This window comes from Spirosoma arboris (genome assembly GCF_009754945.1).
Classification (GTDB): Bacteria; Bacteroidota; Bacteroidia; order Cytophagales; family Spirosomataceae; genus Spirosoma; species Spirosoma arboris.
Map to the genome: position 1 here is coordinate 165,589 of NZ_WPIN01000014.1, position 21,807 is coordinate 187,395.

The following is a 21,807-nucleotide window of genomic DNA, read 5'->3' on the forward strand; positions in this document are numbered from 1 at the left end:
ACTAAACTTCCTCCAGTGGCCCAATATGCACTGGCGCCAACTGAGCAAATTCCTCATCGTCAAACAACCGGGACCGAATCAAAAATCGAACACCCAACGGAATTTCTAGTGAGAAACTGGCACCACGCCCGCGGGTTATATCGACAGTCAGATGCGTATGTTGCCAATACTCGAACTGATCGCTCGACATCCAGAAGTCGCACCCGTCAATCTGACCCAGCAAGACATCCGACGAGCCAATAATGAATTCGCCTGCGGCATAGCACATAGGCGAGGAACCATCACAGCAACCGCCACTCTGGTGAAACATAAGCGGTCCGTGTTCTGCACGAAGCTTATCTATGATTTCGGCAGCCGCCGGAGTGAGGTCTATTCTGTCCATAATAGTGAGTGAGCGAAAGAGTTAATGAGTGAAAGAGCGAAAACTGAATGCGCCAGCTTTTCGCTCTTTCACTCATTAACTCTTTCGCTCTTTAATCAAAAGAATCCTAATTTGTTTTTGCTGTAGGAGATCAATAAATTCTTGACCTGACGGTAGTGGTTCAGCATCATCAGGTGGTTTTCGCGACCGAAGCCCGACTTCTTGTAGCCACCAAACGGTGCGTGTGCTGGGTAATCATGGTAGCAGTTTACCCAAACACGTCCCGCCTGAATCTGCCGTGGAATGGTGTACAGTTCATGCGCATCGCGTGACCAGAAACCGGCACCTAATCCATAAAGCGTATCATTGGCAATGGCAACCGCTTCGTCGGCATCTTTGAAGGTCGTAACCGATAGGACAGGCCCAAAGATTTCTTCCTGAAAGATTCGCATCTTGTTGTTGCCTTTGAAAATCGTTGGCTGAATGTAGAAACCACCTTCTACGCTATTGGCCGGACCGCCACCCGTCAGCACTTCGGCCCCCTCTTTTTTGCCGATGTCGATGTACGACAAAATTTTCTCGTATTGGTCGTTGCTGGCTTGCGCGCCCATCATCGTCTCTGGATCGAGCGGATGGCCAAGTTTGATGGCTTTGGTCCGTTCAATAACCCGCTCGATAAACTTGTCGTAAATGTCTTCATGAACCAGCAAGCGTGAAGGGCAGGTACAGATTTCACCCTGATTCAGCGCAAACATCACAGCGCCTTCCACGCATTTATCGAAGAACTCATCGTCGGCGTCGGCAATGGATTTCATGAAAATGTTTGGTGATTTGCCACCCAATTCCATCGTGACGGGAACAAGATTTTCTGATGCGTACTGCATAATCAGCCGACCAGTAGTGGTTTCTCCCGTAAAAGCTACCTTATTGACGCGCTTGTGTTGCGCCAGCGGCTTGCCTGCTTCTGGTCCAAATCCCTGAATAATATTGACTACGCCCGCAGGAATGATACCTTCCAGCAACTCGATCATGATGGCCAGCGACGTAGGTGTTTGTTCGGCGGGTTTAATAACCACACAACAACCAGCGGCTAATGCTGGAGCCAGTTTCCAGGTAGCCATCAGTAGCGGGAAGTTCCAGGGAATAATCTGGCCAACGACACCAATAGGCTCTTTAATAATCAGCGACAATGTATCGGCGTTGAGTTCGGTTGCTGAACCTTCTTCGGCACGGATTACGCCTGCAAAATAACGGAAGTGATCGACCACGAGCGGTAGGTCGGCCGCCATTGTTTCGCGGAGTGCTTTGCCATTCTCAACGGTTTCGACACGGGCCAGAAATTCAAGATTCTGTTCAATGACATCGGCAATCTGGAGCAGTACTTTGCTACGTTCGGTAGCCGATGTTTTTCCCCAGGTCTCAAATGCTTTATGAGCAGCATCAACAGCTAAATCAACATCGGCGGCTTTCGAGCGGGGCATTTTAGCAATCAGGCTACCATCTACCGGCGATTCATTGTCGAAATACTCTCCGCCAACGGGTGGCACCCATTTACCGCCAATGTAGTTTTCATACTGGGTCTTAAACATTGGCCGGGGCATAATCTTGCTCGGTGCTTCTGCAGTTTGCATGAGTTAAAAAGGATTTATGTGATTTAATTAGCTTCTTCACAAATTTTGCCGAAATTGTACAACTATAATTGCGTTATACTCTCAAAAACTTACGGAATTCTCCCATCCTCGAACGCATGAAAAAAATAGGAAAAGGTAGTACGAACGAAGCCATTAGTGCGTGGGGAGCACGGTTAGACACGCTGGTGGAGAATAAGCTGACACTCAGTCACGACGAAGCCGAATTACACCTATATGAGACGTTTCAGCAAGCCGATCTCATCCAGCTACGGTTCAACGCACCTGTCATGACGAGTATGCTGAGTGGTCGAAAAGTGATGCACTTACGCGAAATGGAGCCTTTTAATTACCAGCCTGGTGAATCATTACTATTACCGTCGGATCGGTTGATGCAGATCGATTTCCCCGATGCGACAACAGATGATCCGACTCGGTGCCTGGCTTTAACTATTTCGGACGAGTTTATTCGCGAAACAATTGCAGAGCTGAATGAGAATGTGCCTCGTGTGGAAACCATAGATCAATGGCAGTTAAATACCGATAATTATTTGCTGCAAAACGACCCTGAAATCAGTTCATTGACGGATAAGCTCATCCGGCTATTCCGTGAAAACAACCCATTTAAGACATTCTTTATCAAAAATACCTTGCGCGAACTGATTGTTCGGCTCTCACAAACGCAGGTACAGTCGGGTTTGCTTCTGCAAACGAGTGAGCATATTAATACGAATCGGCTCGCGTATGTTGTAACCTATATTCGCGAGAACTTGACCCGTACGTTATCGGTGGAGGAATTGTGTGATAAAGCCTGTCTATCAAAGTCCCACTTTTTCAGACTTTTCAAAAGCGAACTGGGCGTTTCTCCGGCTCAATTCATTTTGACTGAGCGCATTCGTCGGGCTAAAGCTATTCTGAGCAATCCCGCTAAAACTATTACGGATGCCTGCTATGAATCGGGATTCAACAGTGTAACTCATTTTAGTAATGCTTTTCGGTCGGTAGAGCATGTCTGTCCCCGTCAGTTCAAACGGCAACTGTTGAGGCTGAATTAAGAATGATGTAGTAAGGTATATGATGTGTATTGGACCTGCTATCCTTTACTGGACACGTCTTTAAATGACCTTTATGTAAGGTCCAATTTTAGAACGTTTACTGTTTTGTGCAGTAAAAGGTAGCAAATTCACTTTACCTAATTGCACTTAATATACCAGCTGTGAAGGGTCACTTTCACGCTACGAAATCCCAGACTGGTAGATCACCCTTCAGCAGGACTTTCTTTCGGGTAGCCCTTCGTTGATTCTTCGCTTATGCGTTCCACTCCATTGCTGACTTTTCTTGTTTGCCTACTCGGTCTACTTCCAATCGCCTGTGTGGACCCCGAAGACCTCGTCCTGACAGGCACGGTGGATATCATCGTGGTCGATGGTACCGTGACCAATCTGGCCGAGCTCCAGTTTATTAAAATCAACCGTTCCCGGGCCGACCGGCTGACGGGCCGCTTTGGTACCCTGCCCATCACCAAAGCCCAGGTCGAAGTGGTCATGGATTCCTCGGTCGTGATTCCAGCCCATGAAACCACCGATGGCCTTTACCAACTACCAGCAGACTTCAAAGGCCAGGTAGGGCATGCCTACCAGTTGCGACTTACCCTTAGCGACGGCACTCATTATGAGTCGACCCAGCAAGTGATGCCCGCAGCCCCCCCCATTGATAAGATCCACGCCCAGTTTAACCTCAAGAGTCTGTCCCCTCCCGTGCGGGGATACTATACGTCGGGTCATGATGTGTTTATCGAGTTGCAGGACCCCTCCGACCAGCGCAACTATTACCGCTGGGATTGGATTGACTACGAACCTCAGCATTGGTGCCGCAGCTGTTACCAAGGCTTTTATTCGATCTTTACCCCAATCGAAGTGAGTCATGAGCGATATATCTCCGGGCCGGACTTGTACGAAGACTGTTATTTCCCGCACCCCGTTTATACTACTGATTTCGTTTACAACCGCAACTTTGATTACGTCTGCCGCACTCAATGCTGGGAGATGCTGCATAGTTACAACGTGACACTATTTGACGACCAATATACCAATGGGGGTCTTATCCCCAACTTCAAAGTAGCCGCCATCCCCTTCTATCAACATGGCCCTTGTTTGGTGCATGTGCGCCAGTCCTCGATAACCCCCGATGCCTATCACTATTACAAGCTGTTTCAGGATCAAACCCAGAACACGGGCGGCCTGGCCGACACGCCCCCCAGCGCTCCCATTGGTAACGTGCACAATGTGGCAAACCCTAAAGAAATAGTCGTGGGTTATTTTACGGCCTCGGGGGTGTATAGTAAACCGCTCTATATTGACCGTCAGGATTATCAGGGCCTGCCTTTGGGCTACGATCTCCTCAACGGATATTCGGATCAGGTAGGGGCTGAGCTCTTCTATGCCTTGTACGGACGCTACCCCAATCCCGAACCCGCTCCCGACCTCAATCCTCCTCGAAATGCCCCTCTGATCATACCCTTTTTCATCGACAATACGCCCCGCCCACCGACGGCCTTATGTGCGCCCCTCGACCTACGAACGCCCTACAAGCCAGAAGGCTGGCCCAATTAATTTTGTTGTATAATCTACACTATATTTAGATGCCAAAAATGGGCTAACTATAACGACCATTTTTGATGTGATACTGTTAGTATGCCGTTTCGTACTTTAAAAAGAAAAGTACGAAAATAGAATTGTCCTATCCTGAGCTGAAATGGAGCAGATACGCGCTCGATTCTATGCAACACGTGATAAAGCAATTGATACATTACGAGCACAAGGTAAATGATGAGGAAGTAAAGTGATTAACCACTAAAATCGCTGCGTCAAAGCCTGTTAATTTGGGTGGTTGGCTAGGTAAATGTATAACTGCTAGCTCATACATTTATCCGATTGTGGCCAGGAAGCTTAGGGAATAATTTTGCTGAAGGGTTGGCCCACTGAATGGATTGAATTCAGCGGGCAGCTAAGTCCAACTGATGATTTAACAGCAATTCATTCCCTTTGACTTTATGAAAGCTCTTTACAGTGTACTGATTTTAACCATCAGCCCAGCTTGGCTACTGGCCCAAACAAACTATGTAGCTAACACAGCTAATTCGTATGCCCCTAGTACCAACAATACTCTGATAGGGCCAGGAGCAGGGGCCAATATTACAGGCAATGGAGGTAGCAACGTATTCACGGGCTATCAGGCGGGCTATAAAAATACCACGGGCTATTTTAATGTTTTCATCGGGCAGGGGGCAGGATATTCCAACCTGGTAGGAAATTACAACACGTTTGTGGGCACGGAGGCCGGCAACGCCAATACAGGATTCTACAATGTATTCATGGGCTATCGGGCTGGTGTCAGAAACACGAGTGGACTAGCCAACACGTTTCTTGGGACTCATGCGGGCGAAGCTAATCTTACGGGATATCGCAATGTATTTGTAGGCCACACTGCGGGAAATAACAACAAAACTGGTAGTGACAATGTCTATATCGGGTATTCGGCTGGTGATTTTGGTACGGATGGGCAACGGAATGTGTTTGTTGGGAATAGTGCAGGAGGATCCAATTCGACCGGTAGCGATAACCTGTTTGCTGGCCATGCAGCGGGTGTTGCGGTTACTACGGGCTACAGCAACGTAGTCTTAGGGGTTTATGCCGCTAGACAAATTGGCGCTGGCCATAACAATGTGGTCATTGGCGATTCGGCGGGGTATAATAGTAATACGTCAGGCAATCTGTTTGTTGGTTCTAAAGCGGGTTATAGGACCAGCAACGGTTCGCTGAATGCCTTTTTAGGCTATCAGGCGGGTTATAATAATACCTCAGGGAGTTATAATGCTTTTTTGGGTAATCAGGCCGGCATCAACAATACGTCAGGAGCTTACAATACCTTTATGGGTAATCAGGCGGGTTTCGGGAATTCGACCGGTAGCTATAATGTGTTTATGGGTGAAAATACGGGGTCCAGTAACACAACCGGTAGTTCAAATGCGTTTATCGGCACTCGGGCTGGTTTTAATAATACCAAGGGAGGAGGCAATGCATTTATGGGCTACTTTGCGGGCTATAGTAACATGGAAGGCGTCAATAATTCGGCTCTGGGTTATTCGGCGGGCTTTGGCACCACGTCGGGCTCCAATAATACCTTCGTGGGGACTAGCGCAGGCTCCACCAATACCAGCGGTGCCAACAATACCTTCATCGGTGCGGCAACTAATACCTCGGTCAGTAGCCTGACTAACGCTACGGCCATTGGTTATAACGCCAAAGTTAACATCAGCAACGCCCTGGTGCTGGGTAGCGGAGCCAACGTCGGCATCGGTACCTCAGCACCTAACAACAAACTGGAAATCACCCAGGGTACAACCGGCAATAGTGGGTTACGCTTCACCAACCTGACCAGCAGCATCACGCCCAGCATTAGTACCAATCAGTTTTTAACAGTTAACGCGAACGGGGATGTGGTACTGGCTCTGGTGGGCGGCAGCAAAGGAGCCTTTCGTTCGGCAGCTGGGGCGGATTCAATAAGTTTGTGGAGTAGTGATGGATTGAATCTTCATAATGTGAATAGTAGTGGTGGGGTAGTGATTGGGCCAGGTATTCAACATACGCCAGCAGGCTATCGGCTATACGTAGCCGATGGGGTGCTCACCGAGAAAGTGAAGGTGGCCGTAAAGAGCAGTGCCGATTGGAGCGATTACGTGTTTGCGCCAGACTATAAACTGACTTCACTAACTGAGGTGGCAGCCCACATTCAACAGAAAGGACATTTGCCGGGTATTCCTTCAGCAACAGAGATGGTTGAGCACGGAAATGATCTGCATCAGACAGATGCCAGATTGCTGGCCAAGATCGAAGAACTCACCCTATATACGATTCAGTTGGAGAAAGCCAACCATCTTTTACAGGAAAGTCAGAAAAGCCAACAAGCTATCAACCAACAACAACAGGCTCAGCTTGACGAATTAAAGCGATTGGTTGACCAATTACTCAATAAGAAATAAACAGACCATCGGCTGTTGTCATATATAAAGCTGGGCAATCGGTGCTTTTGCATCCCGGTTTTGTGGCTAATCCGGGTTCAGTGCGAGATTAATAATCATCGGCACTTATCGAATTGCCTGCTCGGTTTGTGTATCGAAGAAGTGAAGCTTATCAATTTCCCAAAACAAAGCAATCGGCTGACCGAACGTAACGGACGCCCCGCCAGGCAGTTTGGCGACAAACCGACGGCCTTCAATTGTAAAATAGGCCAGGATTTCGCTACCCATATGTTCTATGGCGTCAATTAAGGTAGCTGTTTCAGCGGAGTAATTTCGTTGTGACAAACCAATAGGCTGCTCCCGAATGTGCTCTGCCCGAACACCGAGCGTTACGTCGCGACCTTCGTAAGGTGCTAGTGCCGTCTGATGAATCGACGTTGACAAGTCAATCCGAACCGTACCCTCTGTACTTTCAAAACTTATTTTTTTATCCGAATTGATAATTCGACCGGTTAGGAAATTCATAGGGGGCGAACCGATAAAACCGGCAACAAACAAATTGGCAGGCTGATTATACAGCACTAAAGGTGTATCGTATTGAAGCACGTCGCCATGACGTAGTACCACAATCCGGTCGCCGAGAGTCATGGCCTCGATCTGGTCGTGGGTAACGTAAATCATTGTGGCCTGCAACTCGCGGTGAAGTTTCTGCAGCTCGATACGCGTCTGACCGCGCAGTTTGGCATCCAGATTACTGAGCGGTTCGTCGAATAAGAACACTTTTGGATTTCGTACGATAGCCCGCCCAATAGCCACGCGTTGCCGCTGCCCACCCGACATATCTTTAGGCTTTCGATTGAGAAGATTCTCAATTTCCAGGATTCTGGCTGCGTTGGTCACGCGTTGCCGGATTTCATCGCTGGCCATGTTCCGTAACTTCAGCCCAAACGCCATGTTGTCGTAAACGGTCATGTGCGGGTAAAGCGCGTAATTCTGAAATACCATGGCAATGTCGCGATCTTTCGGAGCACGATCGTTGATACGTTGTCCATCAATCAGCAAGTCTCCATCGGTGATATCTTCCAGACCGGCAATCATCCGCAACAATGTAGACTTGCCACAACCCGACGGCCCAACCAGCACGACAAACTCGCGGTCTTTGACGTCAATATTGACATCGTTGATCACCTTCGGTCCACCTGGGTAAGCCTTGGCAATGTGACGTAGTATAACTTCAGCCATTCGCTATTTATATTTTTCTAATGCTTTCACTGCGTCAGGATATTGTTCGAGCCTTTGAAACGCCCAGAGCGATTCGATAGTTGATTCGGCGCCTGAATTGCGATTAATCTGACTACTTGAGATAATCCCATCGTACCCTCGTCCCGATGCCTGGTCGTACATAGGCGTATTGGCTACGTTTTTTCCCAGAAACCAACTTGTCAGTTGCCCGGCTAAGTCGGCATATTTAGCATCTTTTGTTTGATCAAATGCTTCCAGCGCAGCCCAAACCATCGGCCGAATACCATAGGCAATCTGCGAAACCTGACTGGATTTAAGCGGTTTAACTTCAGTACCGGGTTGTTGTACCGTAAACGATTCCAGAAAACCCAGTTGAATTAGATACGGGTAAAAATTATCAATTTCACGCTTAGCGGCTGCAATCCAAGTCGGTTTATTCAAGGCTTTTCCAACCCGTAATAAGGCATACGATTGATCACTGGCATAGGCATGCCAGCCATTGTCAAAACTCAGAATAGCGCCATATGGATACTTGCCTACATCACCGTATTGCATCGCCAGAATACCATCACCCAGCAATTCAATCAGGTTCAGAACATCGGGATTTGGGGTTTGCTGATAGAGATTAGTCAGAGAAATCAGCATAATGGCTGCCTGGTCGGTGCCCGAACCGAAAGGAAGCCATTTAGGCACCTGAATACCCTGAACGAAATTGTACTCTTTTGGCTTGTTGCCAAAGTCGCGAAGCATATTGGCCGTCAGTTTCTGGATGGCCGTCTGCATACGCCCCGCCAGGGTCGCATCCACTTTTTGGTAGTACGGATAAGCTTCGCTTAAAAGCCATAAGGCTCTCCACGACCAAAAATTTGCTTCAGCCACGCTCGTCTGAAATGTCTTGTTAATGGTTCTATCGGGCCAGAGGAAATTATAAAAATACCCGTTGTCGGCTTGTAATTGCAGAACGAACTCGGTCATTGTCCGCAATTTGGTTTGCGTGTCTTTATTGGTTGATAGATCCGGTTCACGTAACATTAGCAGGGCTGCCCGCGCTACGTCGTCGATGCAGGTGAATCCTTCGTCGGTATCCGTCACGAGGTGATAATCCGGCGCTTCGCTGTAGATGGCTACCGTTCCAACGTCGGTTCCGTTCGAAGCCAATTTAACCGTTTGATACAGTCGATCCAGATGCGACAGATTAACGTAGCGTGTTGTTGGCGTAATCGTCTGGGCAACAGGCTGCTCTTTCTTACACGAAAACGCGAAGAGTAAAATTTGCAGCGTAAGAAGTTTCAAAAAAACAGGACGAATCATAACGTTTCAGTTCTAGTATTTCCTGGTCTCGCAATGACAGGAAAGAAATTTAATCTTTTAAGCCCGAAGACGCCATGCTTCGGATGAAGTGTTTTTGGAAAAACAGGTACAAAATCACAATCGGAATAGCCAGCATAACGGCAGCCGCAATCTTAACCCCTAATTGTCCTTCGGCCCGACCACCAACGGAAAATAGCGTTACCAGTTGCGGCATCGTCATCCTTGATTCATCCCGAATAACGATCAATGGCCATAAGGCTTCATTCCACAAACCCATGAATGTCAGGATAGTAATGGTCAGGACCGTCGGTAAAATATTGGGAATCAGTATCTGAAAAATAATCCGCATCTCATTGGCCCCATCCATCCGGGCCGCATCGATCAACGCCTGTGGTAAGCTCTGAAATGCCTGCCGAAATAACAGGATCGACAAGGAGCTGAGCGCAAAGGGTACAATCAGTGCCAGATACGTATCCACCCAACCTAGCCGCACCATGGTGATGTAGTTCGGAATAAGCGTGATCTGAAATGGTAGCGTCATCGTGAAAATGATGAGGTAAAAAATCCAGTTCCGCCCTACAAAATCCAGTTTTGCCAGTGCATAACCGACCATTGCACCCGATACCAAAACCAGTCCTGTTGTCAATAGCGCAACAAAGGAGCTATTCAAAAAGGCCCGGTCGAGCGGAATTTTGGTGAACACCGTTACGTAGTTGTTCCACGTAAAACCCACCGGCAACAATGTCAAATCTCCCAGCCCACTCTCCGACGACAGGGACGCGCTCACCATCCAGATAAACGGATAAATGAACGACACGGCCGCCAGGATCAGGAGAATGTATTTTATACTGGTTTGAAGCATGTTATGTTTTTAGTTTACACTTCCTGCTCAACGTATCGTCGCTGAATGACCACGACAAATAGAATTATCAGCGCAAAGCAGAAGCCTAACGTTGCAGAATAGCCCATGTGATAATATTGAAAGGCTTGCCGGTAAATGTACATTACCGCTGAGAGCGTCGTGTTCATGGGCCCGCCCTGCGTCATGATGTAGGGTTCGACAAAGAGCGAAAATCCACTAATTGTTGAGAGGACAACTACGGTAAAAATTGTTGGGTTGATCATTGGCAGCGTAATGAACCGAAACTTCTGCCAGTTGGTGGCTCCTTCGAGATCAGCAGCTTCATAATATTGCACGGGCACAGATTGCAGTCCGACCAGAAACAGAATAACGTACAGCCCAACATTTTTCCAGGTCGCCATTACAGCAATGGAATACATCGCCACCGCTGGATCGTCGAGCCAGGCGACACGAGGCACACTCATGGCCGTCAGCAATCGATTCAGAATACCCGAGTTGAAGCTTAATAGTTGCTGCCACAAAATCGTAACGACCACGCCCGACACGATAACCGGCAGGAAAAAAGCCGCCCGAAAAAACGATGCGCCACGTACCGTTCGGTTCAGTAACTCTGCCAATACCAGTGCCACAACAATTTGTAACGGAATGTGTACCAGCAGGAAACGTACCGTATTCCAGACTGCCTGCCAGAACAGCCGATCTTTGAAAAGGTGTTCGTAATTGGCTAACCCAACGTAGTGCATCGGCGAAATGATGTTCCAGCTATGGAACGTCAGCACCACCGAGAATACGACCGGGAACGCCACAAACACCGCGAAATGCAGGATGTAAGGCGAAACGAGAAGATAGGGCGTCCACTTTTTCATAATGAGTGAAAGAGTGAAAGAATGAAAGAGTGGAAGGGCGTTTCAGTTGGTTGCGCTCTTTCACTCTTTCATTCTTTCGCTCATTAATAACACATCTACCGCCTTGGCTGCGTCGGCAATGGCGGCTTCGGGTGTCTTTTTGTTAAAAATTACGCAGGCTTCGTATTCCTGCGAGATAATATCAAAGACTTCCACAATTACTTCCGAATTATCCACGCCTTTGATGTAGCGGGCCTGTTTGGCAAAGGGAAGTAAACGCGGATTCTTTGTTAGGAAGGAGGCAAAATACGGATCCGTATCGACGTTTTTCCGACGCGGAAACTGACCCGTTAATTCCATTAGTTGCAAATCTCCGGGCTTGTCTATGAGTGTTTTTACAAATTCCCAGGCGGCTTGCGGATCGCGGCAGGTGTTGAAAATGACAATGTTTTTGGGGTCACCATACGTATAGGCCGGACCGCGATGGTTGTCTGGAACGGGCATGGCATAGGTACCGTATTCAAAACCAGGATCTTTGAATTTCTCCAGGAAACCTACCGTCCAGGGACCCGTAAACTGCGAGGCAATACGCTTGGCTAAAAATGGGTCACGAGTAGCCGAAAGACGCTCCTTTGCGAAATAGCCATCTTTGTACAGCGTCTGTAAAAACCGAAATACCTCAATCGCGTATTGGTTGTTGAAAGCAGCCCGATTGTTCGTAATAAGTGGAGCACCATTAGAAGCCGCCAGATAAAGCGGATAAAAATTGAAGAGCCGTTCGTACCAGATTGCTTTCACTTCTGTATAACCCAGCCATTGATCAACGTAGCCATCGCCATCACTATCCTGTTTAAACTGACGCCCGGCATTGAGGTATTTTGTATAGGTATAGGGAGGCTTTGCATTATGCAGGGCATTCATCGCGAGGGTATTAGAGACCAGCATAATCGGATTCACTTTCCAGGGTACCTGATAAATATGGCCATCCGCCGACGTAATTTCCCGAATAACGGTACTATCACAGCGGGTCATCATGAACTCCCGAAATCCTTTCAGCGTGTCTAGAGGGATTAATACACCCGCTTTGGCGTACATCTCCACGCTACCCTGCCACATATTGGCGTAAATATCGGGTGTGGTTTTGCCCACCACCGATGCCAGAATGATTTCTTCACTCGACTGCCCTTCTGGAATAGGCTGGTAATGTAACGGCTTATCAGGTCGCTGTTTCTGCCATTGAGCCGTAAAGTTTTTGGCAAAAGCAATTTCTCCCGCATTATTGGAGCACCAGAACGTGAGTGGACGGTTTGTCGCCTGTTCGCGGTTGCAGCCGGTCAGCCAGAGAAAACAAAGTAGCGCGAGGAGTTTGGACATTAGACGGAATCAAAGAAACTAGTTAATAACAGCTCTCCCCTAAAGAGGGCTTTGTCCGGAAGGGAGGAAGGCACCCTTTAGGGGGAGAGCTGCTATTAACCTTGCAAAGCAATCATTACGGCTTCTCAGCCGTATAAATCGATTTTACCTGCGTATCACTGAGGGCTACATTATAGATTCGGACTTCATCTAGATCACCCCGGAAGTAGCCTCCCCAAGGACCGTAGAAATTATTGCCGTCGGCATCATCCTTTTGAGAAGCTTCATCGAGTTTATACAAACTCGTTGGCAAATCCTGACCAATAGCTAAGCTAATCGTACTCTTCACCGCCACAGGGTCACCTGTTAGGTTAGGCCAGTTTTTTACCAGGGTTCCGTTCAGGTAAAAATTCATATTACCCGCTTTGTAAGTCACCGTGATATGATACCATTTGTTAAGGTCCAACGTTGGATCGGCATTGTCATGGTCGATAATGCCAGTGCCCGTCTTAATTGTAAAGAAGGCGTAATTTGCCTGTTGAATATTGAATTTATAGCCATTCCAACGATTCAGGCCCAACATATAGTTGTTGGCATTACTTGAATCCATACGTGCCCACAAACTGACCGTAATTTCTTTCGATGGATTCAACGCCGTGTTGTAAGGGACTTCAATATTGCCACCTTTAAAGAAGTGATAGGCTTTATTATCAACGCCGTACCGGTCTTTCGTCAGCGTTGGTGTACCCGCTCCCCATATGGCCGCACCTGCCTTCAGACTTCCATCGAACCCTTTCCCCGATGCATCTTTTGTGTCTCCATCCATTTTCATATAGAGCACCAGATTGGTTGGGGCAATTTGCTGCACCTGCTTACTTAGAAACAGGAGCCCGGCCTGGCCCAAATTTGTATAGGCATTGTTCACATCTGATTGGACAGCGTTGGTGTTGTTATACACGGTCGTAGCCGCGTCAATAGCCGCTTTAAATACGGCTTTAGAGCCCGCTTCAAATTGACCGACTTGTGTCCCTTCAACAGCAAGCGCGTACCCAGCATTAGCACTGTCTAAGCGGGCTTTGAGTTTTGTTTTATCTGCGGGTACAACAACGGGGTCATCCGTTTTTTTACAAGCTTCAAATAAGACTAACAGGAGCATGAAAGCCATCATTACGCTCAGCATGGAGCGAACAGAAAACAAATTGTTTTTCATTGGTTTTGTGAGTTAAATTAATTGGTAAATCGGTTAAAATTGTGTTCTCCCTAACGTCAACCTGGCTGGCAGTCGGATGGAGATCGGTAGCGGCCGACCGCCCTTTGGGGATTTAGGGGGTTACTATGGTTCATTATTCAGTCAAAATTTTAAAGCTTTATTGGTATCCCGCTCACTCTGCGGAATCGGGAAATAACGGTTGGCGTCATAGGTAAACGATGGCTTATCACGGAGTGCATTTTGCGCGTAATCTTTTCCCCAGCGCATTAGATCGAAGAAACGGTGAAATTCCTGACCCAGCTCAACCCGCCGTTCGTGGTAGATCGCATCGCGAAGGCTCGATTGGCTCGTGTTTGTTACGTCGGGTAGCAACCCTGCGGGTACGGTTGCTACAACTGTTCCAGAACCTGGTGTGCCTGATATGGGCGCACTCAGGGTCGGATCATTGAGGTAGCTTTCCCGCGCCCGCTTCCTCACCTGATTGAGTAGGGGCAGCGCTTCGGCCGAACGACCTAACTCATTGAGTGCTTCGGCCTGCCATAATAATACGTCCGCATAGCGAATCGCTACGTAGTTCAGATTACCATCGCCTTTTGTGCTGGCTGGAATTTCGGACAATGGTTGCTCATGCTTTTTGGTCAGATAACCCGTTGGGGACCAGGCTGGATCAAACGACTGGCCGTTAACCCAATTCTTGCCCGACCGCCCAACCGTATAATCGAGTCGGGGATCAACAACGCCCGCACTCGTTTTCTCAAACTCGTTGACAAAACCGACCGTTGGGGCGTTGAAAAAATAGCCGTTTTCGTTCGCACGGGGAGCAAACCATTGATTCAGTCGATTGCCGGTAAAGGGGACCTGACCCGTTAAATGCTGTACGGCGAAAACGGTTTCGGTGCTGTTCTTATGAGCCTGATCGAAATTCTGGGAGAACACCGGCAACAGCGAGTAGTTGCCAATAGCTTGTACCTGTGCGGCCGTTGTGGCGGCCAGTTGCCATTTTTTCTCGTACAGATACGCTTTCGCTAATAAGGCGGTAGCTGCTCCCTTCGTTGCCCGGCCTACATCCGATCCCGTATAGGCTGAAGGTAGATTTTTGATGGCTTCCTGCAAATCTGGCTCAATCGCCTGTTCATAAATCGTTGCTACCGGCGACTGCGTAATCTGGAGTTGATCGGCGTTTTTTGGCTCCAGCAACAGGGGTATAGGGCCATAAATGTTTACTAAATAGAAATAATACAAGGCCCGTAAGAACCGGGCTTCACCCAAAATACGATTCTGCACGGTAGCGCTCATATTGATGGCAGGAACCCGTGCCAGAATCTGGTTGCACCGGTAAATGCCTTCGTACATTTCGCCCCACTGCGACTCAACGGGTCCGTTGCTGGGATAAATCTGAAAATCGTCGATCAAACCAATATCTGCCTGATCGCCGGGGTCACCGCCCTTGGCCGCATCATCGGACGCTACGTCGCCAAAGACCCATAACCGGTTGCGGTCACTCGAAAACGTCAGGGGTGTATAAGCCGCATTGATGGCCAGAATTGCCTGCGCCTGAGTCTGATAGAAAGCCCCGTCAGAATAATTGCCGAGCAGTTGTTCGTCCAGGTAATTTTTACAGCCGCCCATGGTTAGAGCCAGCAGACAGGCACTAAGCAGTAATACATAAATTCTTTTCATAACGTTACGTTCAAAAACTAATATTCAATCCCACAGTGTACGTCTTCGCACTCGGATAGGTCCCCCAGTCAATGCCGACCGCTACGTCGCCACGAAATTGTTCGTTATTGACGTTATCGCTCGTTTGTTGCTCAGGATCAAGGCCCGGATACTTGGTGAAGGTCAGCAGGTTTTGTCCCGCTACGTAGATACGTACCGTCGATGAGCCGATCTTCTGACTGATCTTGGCGGGCAACGTATAACCGATCTGCAGGTTTTTTAGCCGTGTATACGCTCCATCTTCCAGAAAGCGCGTAGAGGGTTGCTTATTATTGGCCGCTCCTCGCCACGACACACGTGGCTGCGTATTGCTCGTACCTTCGCCGGTCCAATGCTGATCGACTACGCGCTGTGTGACATTGAACGCCCGGTAGAACCCTTCAATATCGGTGGCCACCTGGTAGTAAATTTTATTGCCCGATACGCCCTGAAAAAACGCCGACAGATCGAACCCTTTCCATTGCACATTCGCCGTAAAACCATACAGCAACGTTGGAATCGGGCTACCCACGTGCGACCGATCATTCTGATCAATAATACCATCCCCATTTATATCGGCGAACTTTACGTCGCCCGGCTGGATGTTATTCCCCTGAAAGGCACTGGTGAATATTTGCTCTTTGTTCTGAAAAATTCCAGCTTGCGTTAGCAAATAAAATGACCCAATCGGGTACCCCGGCTCCGTTAACGTGGCGAAAACGCCGTTGTCAATTCGTCCACCTGGAATGGGGCGGCCATCGCTGAGCGAGGTTACTTTATTCCGTATGAATGACCCATTAGCGGTTAAGTCGAAACTTACCGGTCCAATTCGGTTCCGATACGTTAGATCAATTTCGAGACCTCTGTTTTCGACACGACCGGCATTCACATAGGGAACTCCCGACGTACCGCCCGAACGCGGTACAGGAATCGGCACCAACATATCCGACGTAGTCTTGATAAAATAGTCGACATTCAACTGTAGTCTATTTTGAAAAAACGCAGCATCAAGGCCAATATCGGTTTGAGTCGAAGCTTCCCATTTCACCGTCGAATTGCCCCGACTGGTGATCGCGTAGCCGTTATTTGTCTGCTGCGGACTCCCCAGAGGATAGTTGTAGCCACTCCCGACGATGGACGCGTAGGGGTAATTGCCAATATCCTGATTACCCAACTGCCCAATACTAGCCCGCACTTTCAACGCCGACACGATATTAGTTAATGGCTGAAAAAAGGCTTCCTGATCAATGTTCCAGCCAACTGATCCCGAAAAGAACGTAGCGTAGCGATTCTGAGGTGAAAAGCGCGAAGATCCATCCCGCCGAACGTTGAGAGTTGCCAGGTATTTGTTCTGATAGGCGTAGTTGAGTCGGAAAAATTGTGAAAGCAGTTTCCAGCGCTGATCCCCTTCCGAAGCCGAACGACCCAGCGGATCGTTACCCCGACCCAGGTAGCGGAGGTTGGGGTCCTGGTCAATAAAATTCCGGTCAGAGCCAGTTAGGTCGCGGCCAATATTTTGAATGGCTTCCATCCCTAACAAGGCGGATATATCGTGTTTCGAGCCAAAGGTATGCGTGTAGTTCAGCGTGTTATTCCAGTTCAGATTCGTACTGGTACTGATGTGATCGCTCAATGTAGCGGGGCTATTGATCCGGCCATTGGTGCCCCAGTTTTCGTTATAAATTTTCTGATTGACGACGCTAATGTCCACGCCCCCATCTGAACGGAAACGCAAATCTTTCATAATCTGCCACTCGGCAAACAGGTTGCCAAAGACTCGGTATTGATTCTGCTTATTATCCTGCTTATTGGCCAGTCCGACTGGGTTATAACCGTCGCCGTAGAGGTCAGGGCGAGCGGGCAAATCGGTATAATTTCCAGTCGAATCGTAGACAGAAACAGCAGGCGTATGAAATAGCGCGTACCGAACAATACTACCACCATTACCCCCATAACCATCACCTGAACTCCCCACGATGCTACGGTTCGAGTAGGTCATATTTATATTTGTCCCAATCTTCAGCTTGCCTTTAATATCGGTATCCAGACTCGTCCGTAGCGCGTAGCGTTTGTAACCTGAGTTTAGGATAATACCCTGCTGATCGAAGTAGTTGCCCGAAATCAGGTAGTGCGACCGGTCGGTGCCACCACTGATTGACAACTGGTAATTCTGAATGGGAGCCGTGCGAAAAATAGCGCGTTGCCAATCGGTATTCGGCAGTGAATTTGGATCCGCCGTTATGAGTTTTCGGAATAGTGTTGGGTCGCCGATGGTCGCATTATCGGCGTTAGCCGCTTCGTTATACATCTTTACGTAGTCGGCGGTGTTGGCCATTGGAATCAATCGCCCATGTTGCTGAACCCCTGTATAACTATTAAAGGAAATGCGCGGAGCCCCGGACTGGCCGCGCTTGGTCGTCACGACAACAACACCATTGGCCGACCGGGCGCCGTAGATCGCTGCCGACGATGCATCTTTCAGCACCGACATACTTTCAACATCGTTCGGATTCAGCAGGCTACCCGGATCTTTAGTCGGTACGCCGTCTATGACAAAAAGCGGACTGTTATCATTGATTGTCCCAACGCCCCGGATACGTATCGACACCGCTTCGCCCGGTTGACCCGAAGACTGCGTTACCCGAACCCCAGCGGCTTTTCCCTGCAATGCCTGATCAATACCACCGACCGGCAACCGGCCAATATCTTTTGATGTAACAGTCGAAACAGCGCCAGTCAGGTCGGCTTTCTTTTGAGTTCCATAGCCAACGAAAACAACTTCATCGAGTGTTTTAGTATCCTCAAGCAGCATTACGTTCATGTCGGTTTGATTGCCGACTGTAACTTCCTGCGTAACGTAACCTATATACGAAAATTGAAGAATGGCTCCCTGATCAGGGATAGTCAATTGAAATCGACCATTCGCATCGGTCGCAGTGCCCTTCGAGTCGCCTTTGATCAGTACATTCACACCGGGTAGTGTCTGGTTCTTAGCGTCGACTACTCTACCTGTAACAGATCGATCAACTGAAAATCCGTTGTTAGGATGCCGTTTATTAGCTAGCGATGGTGTGACAAAACTAAGCAGGCTCAGAAGTAGTAGCGCGTAGCAATAATACCCCCTGACATGTAGAAATGTAAAGGTGTGATTCATAAAAAATACGTTGAGTTGATCCAAAAAATTACTTTAGGTCACATTTAGTAATTTTTCGGCAAATACTACTTTTATTTCACTCAATAATACAAAAAATAACGATCAATAGTGAATAGTGTTTGCTGAAACGAAGCATTTATGACCTAATGGACTTATTTTCTTTTATACGGCCTGATTTAGGGGCAGCCAGCGTATTCTGGCGTCGTATTGGTCTGAAGAGGAACTGATGGCTGCTTACACTGATCAAGCGAAATGATCAGCAACATCCCAATAAAGAGACGAGAAGAATACTTAATAGATATGTTTTTATTTGTTACACACTTTTAATTATTGCAGCTAATTGAGCCGTATTTTTGAGTGACAATATGGTGAATACCTAGTTGAGACCTTAATCATAATCACCAAATGAGCAATCAAAAGCAGGCACGATAAGTCCACCACTTACTGAGATCTTGTAGTGCCGAAAAACCTAATGATTTGCTGCTTTTCATCCTTATTTGTATCTTTTTGAAGGTTCTTCAGTGTAAGTATCTGTAAAATAGATACTTACACCTGATCTTTAGTTATGACAACAAAAACTGCCTCAAAAGCTGTCTTTACAGCCCCTACGCTGGAGTTCATGCGCGAACTCGTTCAAAATAATAACCGGGAATGGTTTCATGCTAATCGGGCTCGCTATGATGCTGCTAAAGCCGAACTCTGTGGTGTAGTCGAGCGAGTGCTGGCGGGACTAAGCCCTTTTGAACCGCTAGCCAACACCACTGTAAAAGACTGTATTTTTCGCATCAACCGCGACATTCGTTTCTCGAAAGACAAAGCCCCTTATAAATCGAATCTGGCATTTGCCATTGGCCCCGGTGGCCGGCATTCGGGACGTATTGATTACTATATACATATTCAGCCCGATAATCAATCATTTCTAGGCGCTGGCATGTGGCAGCCAACTCCGGCTAACCTTGCTAAATTTCGGCAGGAGGTAGACTATAATGTCCAGGAACTGAAAGACATTATTGAAGCCGAGGAGTTTAAAATCTATTTCCCGGAAGCTCACGGCGAGACACTAAAAGTGATGCCCAAAGGCTACCCTGCCGACCATCCTGAAATTGACTTACTGCGCCGAAAGGAATTATTCTTTATGCATCGTTTTACCGATAAAGAGGTCTTGAAGCCCAACTTCGCTGACGAAATCGTGCGCGGTAGCCGCATTATCAAACCCTACTGCGATTTATTGAATTATCTATTCTACGACGAGAAGGAAGAGCAGGTGACGTTGTAGAGAAGTTGTGAATGTAGACTTGGCCAAGGCTTCACTGAATAGATATTCCCGAAAGTTCGTATTGGCACCCTTCGCCCAGATTTCGCCGTAATACTTCCTCTGCGACAGGGCTAAGCAGTACTGCTGCTTCCTGTTCAGTTGGCCTGGCTTCGGTTTCAACGGTCGTTGATATATAAGTACTTACACGGACATCATGGCATAGCATGTAAGCACTTAGTTTGTATGTGTTATTCATGTTGCCGTTAATCTAAACGTGCATAAAGAACCCAAATACAGCTATTTTTAACTACATAAAAAATAAAAAGCCTACCGCTTGAGTAAACGGTAGGCTTTTTTAATAAAAGTTCAGCTACTATTCGACGGCAATCATCGACACCGCTTTCGCTTCGAGCATACTTTCGCCCATCAGGTAGATATCAGCAGCGCGGGCGGCCTCACGACCTTCCGAAATTGCCCAAACCACCAGCGATTGACCCCGGCGCATATCGCCAGCAGCAAATACTTTAGGATTTGTGGTTGTCTGGTAATTCGATGCTTTTATGTTGCCACGTTCGTCGTACTCAACGCCGAGATCGTCTAACAAACCATTATGTTGCGGGTGGAGGAAGCCAGCAGCCAGCAGCGCCAGTTCGCAGGGAACGTCACGCTCGGAACCGGGTAGTTCAACCATCTGCATGCGACCGTTTTCGTTTTTCCAGGTCAGATCAACAATACGGAGCGCTTTTAGATTGCCATTTTCATCACCAATGAATTCTTTGGTATTGATGGACCAGTGCCGGTCGCAACCTTCCTCATGTGAGGTGCTGGTGCGAAGCATCATGGGCCAGTTAGGCCAGGGTGTATTTTCTGCCCGGTCTTTGGGCGGCATCGGCATTAGCTCAATTTGTGTCACGCTGGTAGCGCCGTGTCGGTTCGAGGTACCAACGCAGTCGGAACCCGTATCACCACCACCAATGACCACTACATTTTTACCCGTTGCCAACAGTTCGCCATCGGCGTATACCTCACCGCGATGATCGACCTTAACGGGCAAATTAGCATTACGCTTATTTTGCTGGCTCAGGAATTCCATAGCTGGGTAAACCCCCTTGAGGTCACGACCTGGAATGGGTAGATCGCGCGGAACGGTTGAACCACCCGTGAGCATCACTAGATCGAAGTCATTCAATAAGTCTTTCGCCTTCAGGTCAACGCCGACATTAACGCCCGTTTTGAAGGTAATACCTTCGGCTTCCATGACGGCTAGTCGACGATCGATAGTCCATTTTTCAAGTTTGAAATCGGGGATGCCGTAACGGAGTAAGCCGCCAATCTGATCGGCCCGTTCGAATAGAGTAACCGTATGACCCGCCTTGTTCAACTGAGCTGCAGCGGCTAGTCCTGCTGGACCAGAACCTACAACGGCTACCTGTTTCCCTGTACGCTCTTTTGGTACTTTAGGTGTAACGTAGCCATGTTCAAATGCAGCTTCAGCAATTGATTTTTCAATGAATTCAATGGCAACGGGCGGTTTATTGATGCCCAGCACGCACGATGCTTCGCAGGGGGCAGGGCAAATGCGACCTGTAAACTCCGGGAAGTTATTGGTCGAACTCAGAATCTCATAGGCGTAGGCCCAGTTCTGTTCATAAACCGCATCGTTGAACTCAGGAATGATGTTTCCGAGTGGGCAGCCGCTATGGCAAAATGGTGTACCACAGTCCATACAACGGGCTGCCTGCCGCTGAGAGTCCTGCTCCGAATGCGGCATTTCAATTTCCTTATAATCGTGAACTCGCTGCTGTGGATCGCGCTTTTTGGGGAGCTCACGCGTAAATTCTAAAAATCCGGTAGGTTTTCCCATAGTT

General features: G+C 48.1%; 17 protein-coding genes. 5 read left to right on the forward strand and 12 right to left on the reverse strand.

The annotated features are described in order from the left end of the window. Position 1 precedes the first annotated feature (1 nt). Both GO755_RS29280 and GO755_RS29285 read right to left on the reverse strand, forming a co-directional pair. On the reverse strand, positions 2-382 hold the full coding sequence (locus GO755_RS29280) for a DUF779 domain-containing protein (RefSeq protein WP_157588975.1): 381 nt from the start codon (positions 380-382) through the stop codon (positions 2-4). A gap of 95 nt (positions 383-477) precedes the next feature. After that, complete coding sequence (locus tag GO755_RS29285) at positions 478-1,992, reverse strand: aldehyde dehydrogenase family protein (protein ID WP_157588976.1); 1,515 nt, start codon at positions 1,990-1,992, stop codon at positions 478-480. A gap of 116 nt (positions 1,993-2,108) precedes the next feature. Between GO755_RS29285 and GO755_RS29290 the strand changes: the two genes are divergently transcribed. The 4 genes from GO755_RS29290 to GO755_RS42230 all read left to right on the forward strand — a co-directional run bounded on the left by GO755_RS29290 (position 2,109) and on the right by GO755_RS42230 (position 7,122). Next, positions 2,109-3,044 (forward strand): AraC family transcriptional regulator, encoded by a 936-nt coding sequence (locus GO755_RS29290; protein WP_157588977.1) that lies wholly within the window; start codon positions 2,109-2,111, stop codon positions 3,042-3,044. 255 nt (positions 3,045-3,299) lie between these two features. Then, positions 3,300-4,601, forward strand: coding sequence for a DUF4249 domain-containing protein (locus GO755_RS29295; RefSeq protein WP_157588978.1), 1,302 nt, complete (start codon positions 3,300-3,302; stop codon positions 4,599-4,601). Positions 4,602-5,041: 440 nt separating this feature from the next. Further along, positions 5,042-7,030, forward strand: coding sequence for a beta strand repeat-containing protein (locus GO755_RS29300; protein WP_157588979.1), 1,989 nt, complete (start codon positions 5,042-5,044; stop codon positions 7,028-7,030). Further along, positions 7,027-7,122: a 3-coathanger stack domain-containing protein gene (locus GO755_RS42230; protein WP_394351053.1), complete on the forward strand. Its 96-nt coding sequence runs from the start codon at positions 7,027-7,029 to the stop codon at positions 7,120-7,122. Before GO755_RS29300 ends, GO755_RS42230 begins: the two co-directional genes overlap by 4 nt. Positions 7,123-7,135: 13 nt before the next feature. Here the strand turns inward: GO755_RS42230 and GO755_RS29305 are convergent, their stop codons facing one another. The 8 genes from GO755_RS29305 to GO755_RS29340 form a co-directional block, all read right to left on the reverse strand. After that, positions 7,136-8,251: an ABC transporter ATP-binding protein gene (locus tag GO755_RS29305; protein ID WP_157588980.1), complete on the reverse strand. Its 1,116-nt coding sequence runs from the start codon at positions 8,249-8,251 to the stop codon at positions 7,136-7,138. Positions 8,252-8,254: 3 nt separating this feature from the next. Beyond that, positions 8,255-9,562 carry a hypothetical protein gene (locus GO755_RS29310; RefSeq protein ID WP_157588981.1) on the reverse strand — a complete coding sequence of 436 codons (1,308 nt, stop codon included), beginning with the start codon at positions 9,560-9,562 and terminating at the stop codon, positions 8,255-8,257. A 49-nt stretch (positions 9,563-9,611) separates the two neighbouring features. Continuing rightward, complete coding sequence (locus GO755_RS29315) at positions 9,612-10,424, reverse strand: carbohydrate ABC transporter permease (RefSeq protein ID WP_157588982.1); 813 nt, start codon at positions 10,422-10,424, stop codon at positions 9,612-9,614. Positions 10,425-10,438: 14 nt separating this feature from the next. Further along, positions 10,439-11,290: a carbohydrate ABC transporter permease gene (locus GO755_RS29320; RefSeq protein ID WP_157588983.1), complete on the reverse strand. Its 852-nt coding sequence runs from the start codon at positions 11,288-11,290 to the stop codon at positions 10,439-10,441. A gap of 60 nt (positions 11,291-11,350) precedes the next feature. Next, a complete protein-coding gene (locus GO755_RS29325) occupies positions 11,351-12,643 on the reverse strand; it encodes an extracellular solute-binding protein (RefSeq protein ID WP_157588984.1) in 1,293 nt (430 codons plus the stop codon). A gap of 115 nt (positions 12,644-12,758) precedes the next feature. Then, entirely contained in the window at positions 12,759-13,832 is a 1,074-nt protein-coding gene (locus GO755_RS29330) for a LamG domain-containing protein (RefSeq protein WP_157588985.1), read from the reverse strand. Between the two features lie 141 nt (positions 13,833-13,973). Beyond that, positions 13,974-15,512: a RagB/SusD family nutrient uptake outer membrane protein gene (locus GO755_RS29335; RefSeq protein WP_157588986.1), complete on the reverse strand. Its 1,539-nt coding sequence runs from the start codon at positions 15,510-15,512 to the stop codon at positions 13,974-13,976. A 10-nt stretch (positions 15,513-15,522) separates the two neighbouring features. Next, positions 15,523-18,684 carry a SusC/RagA family TonB-linked outer membrane protein gene (locus GO755_RS29340; protein WP_157588987.1) on the reverse strand — a complete coding sequence of 1,054 codons (3,162 nt, stop codon included), beginning with the start codon at positions 18,682-18,684 and terminating at the stop codon, positions 15,523-15,525. 565 nt (positions 18,685-19,249) lie between these two features. On the opposite strand from GO755_RS29340, the gene GO755_RS29345 reads away from it, so the two are divergent. Beyond that, positions 19,250-19,960 (forward strand): DUF2461 domain-containing protein, encoded by a 711-nt coding sequence (locus tag GO755_RS29345; protein ID WP_157588988.1) that lies wholly within the window; start codon positions 19,250-19,252, stop codon positions 19,958-19,960. Positions 19,961-19,991: 31 nt separating this feature from the next. On the opposite strand, the gene GO755_RS29350 is transcribed toward GO755_RS29345, so the two are convergent. Further along, positions 19,992-20,195 (reverse strand): hypothetical protein, encoded by a 204-nt coding sequence (locus GO755_RS29350; RefSeq protein ID WP_157588989.1) that lies wholly within the window; start codon positions 20,193-20,195, stop codon positions 19,992-19,994. A gap of 117 nt (positions 20,196-20,312) precedes the next feature. After that, complete coding sequence (locus tag GO755_RS29355) at positions 20,313-21,803, reverse strand: glutamate synthase subunit beta (RefSeq protein WP_157588990.1); 1,491 nt, start codon at positions 21,801-21,803, stop codon at positions 20,313-20,315. Between the last annotated feature and the right edge of the window lie 4 nt (positions 21,804-21,807).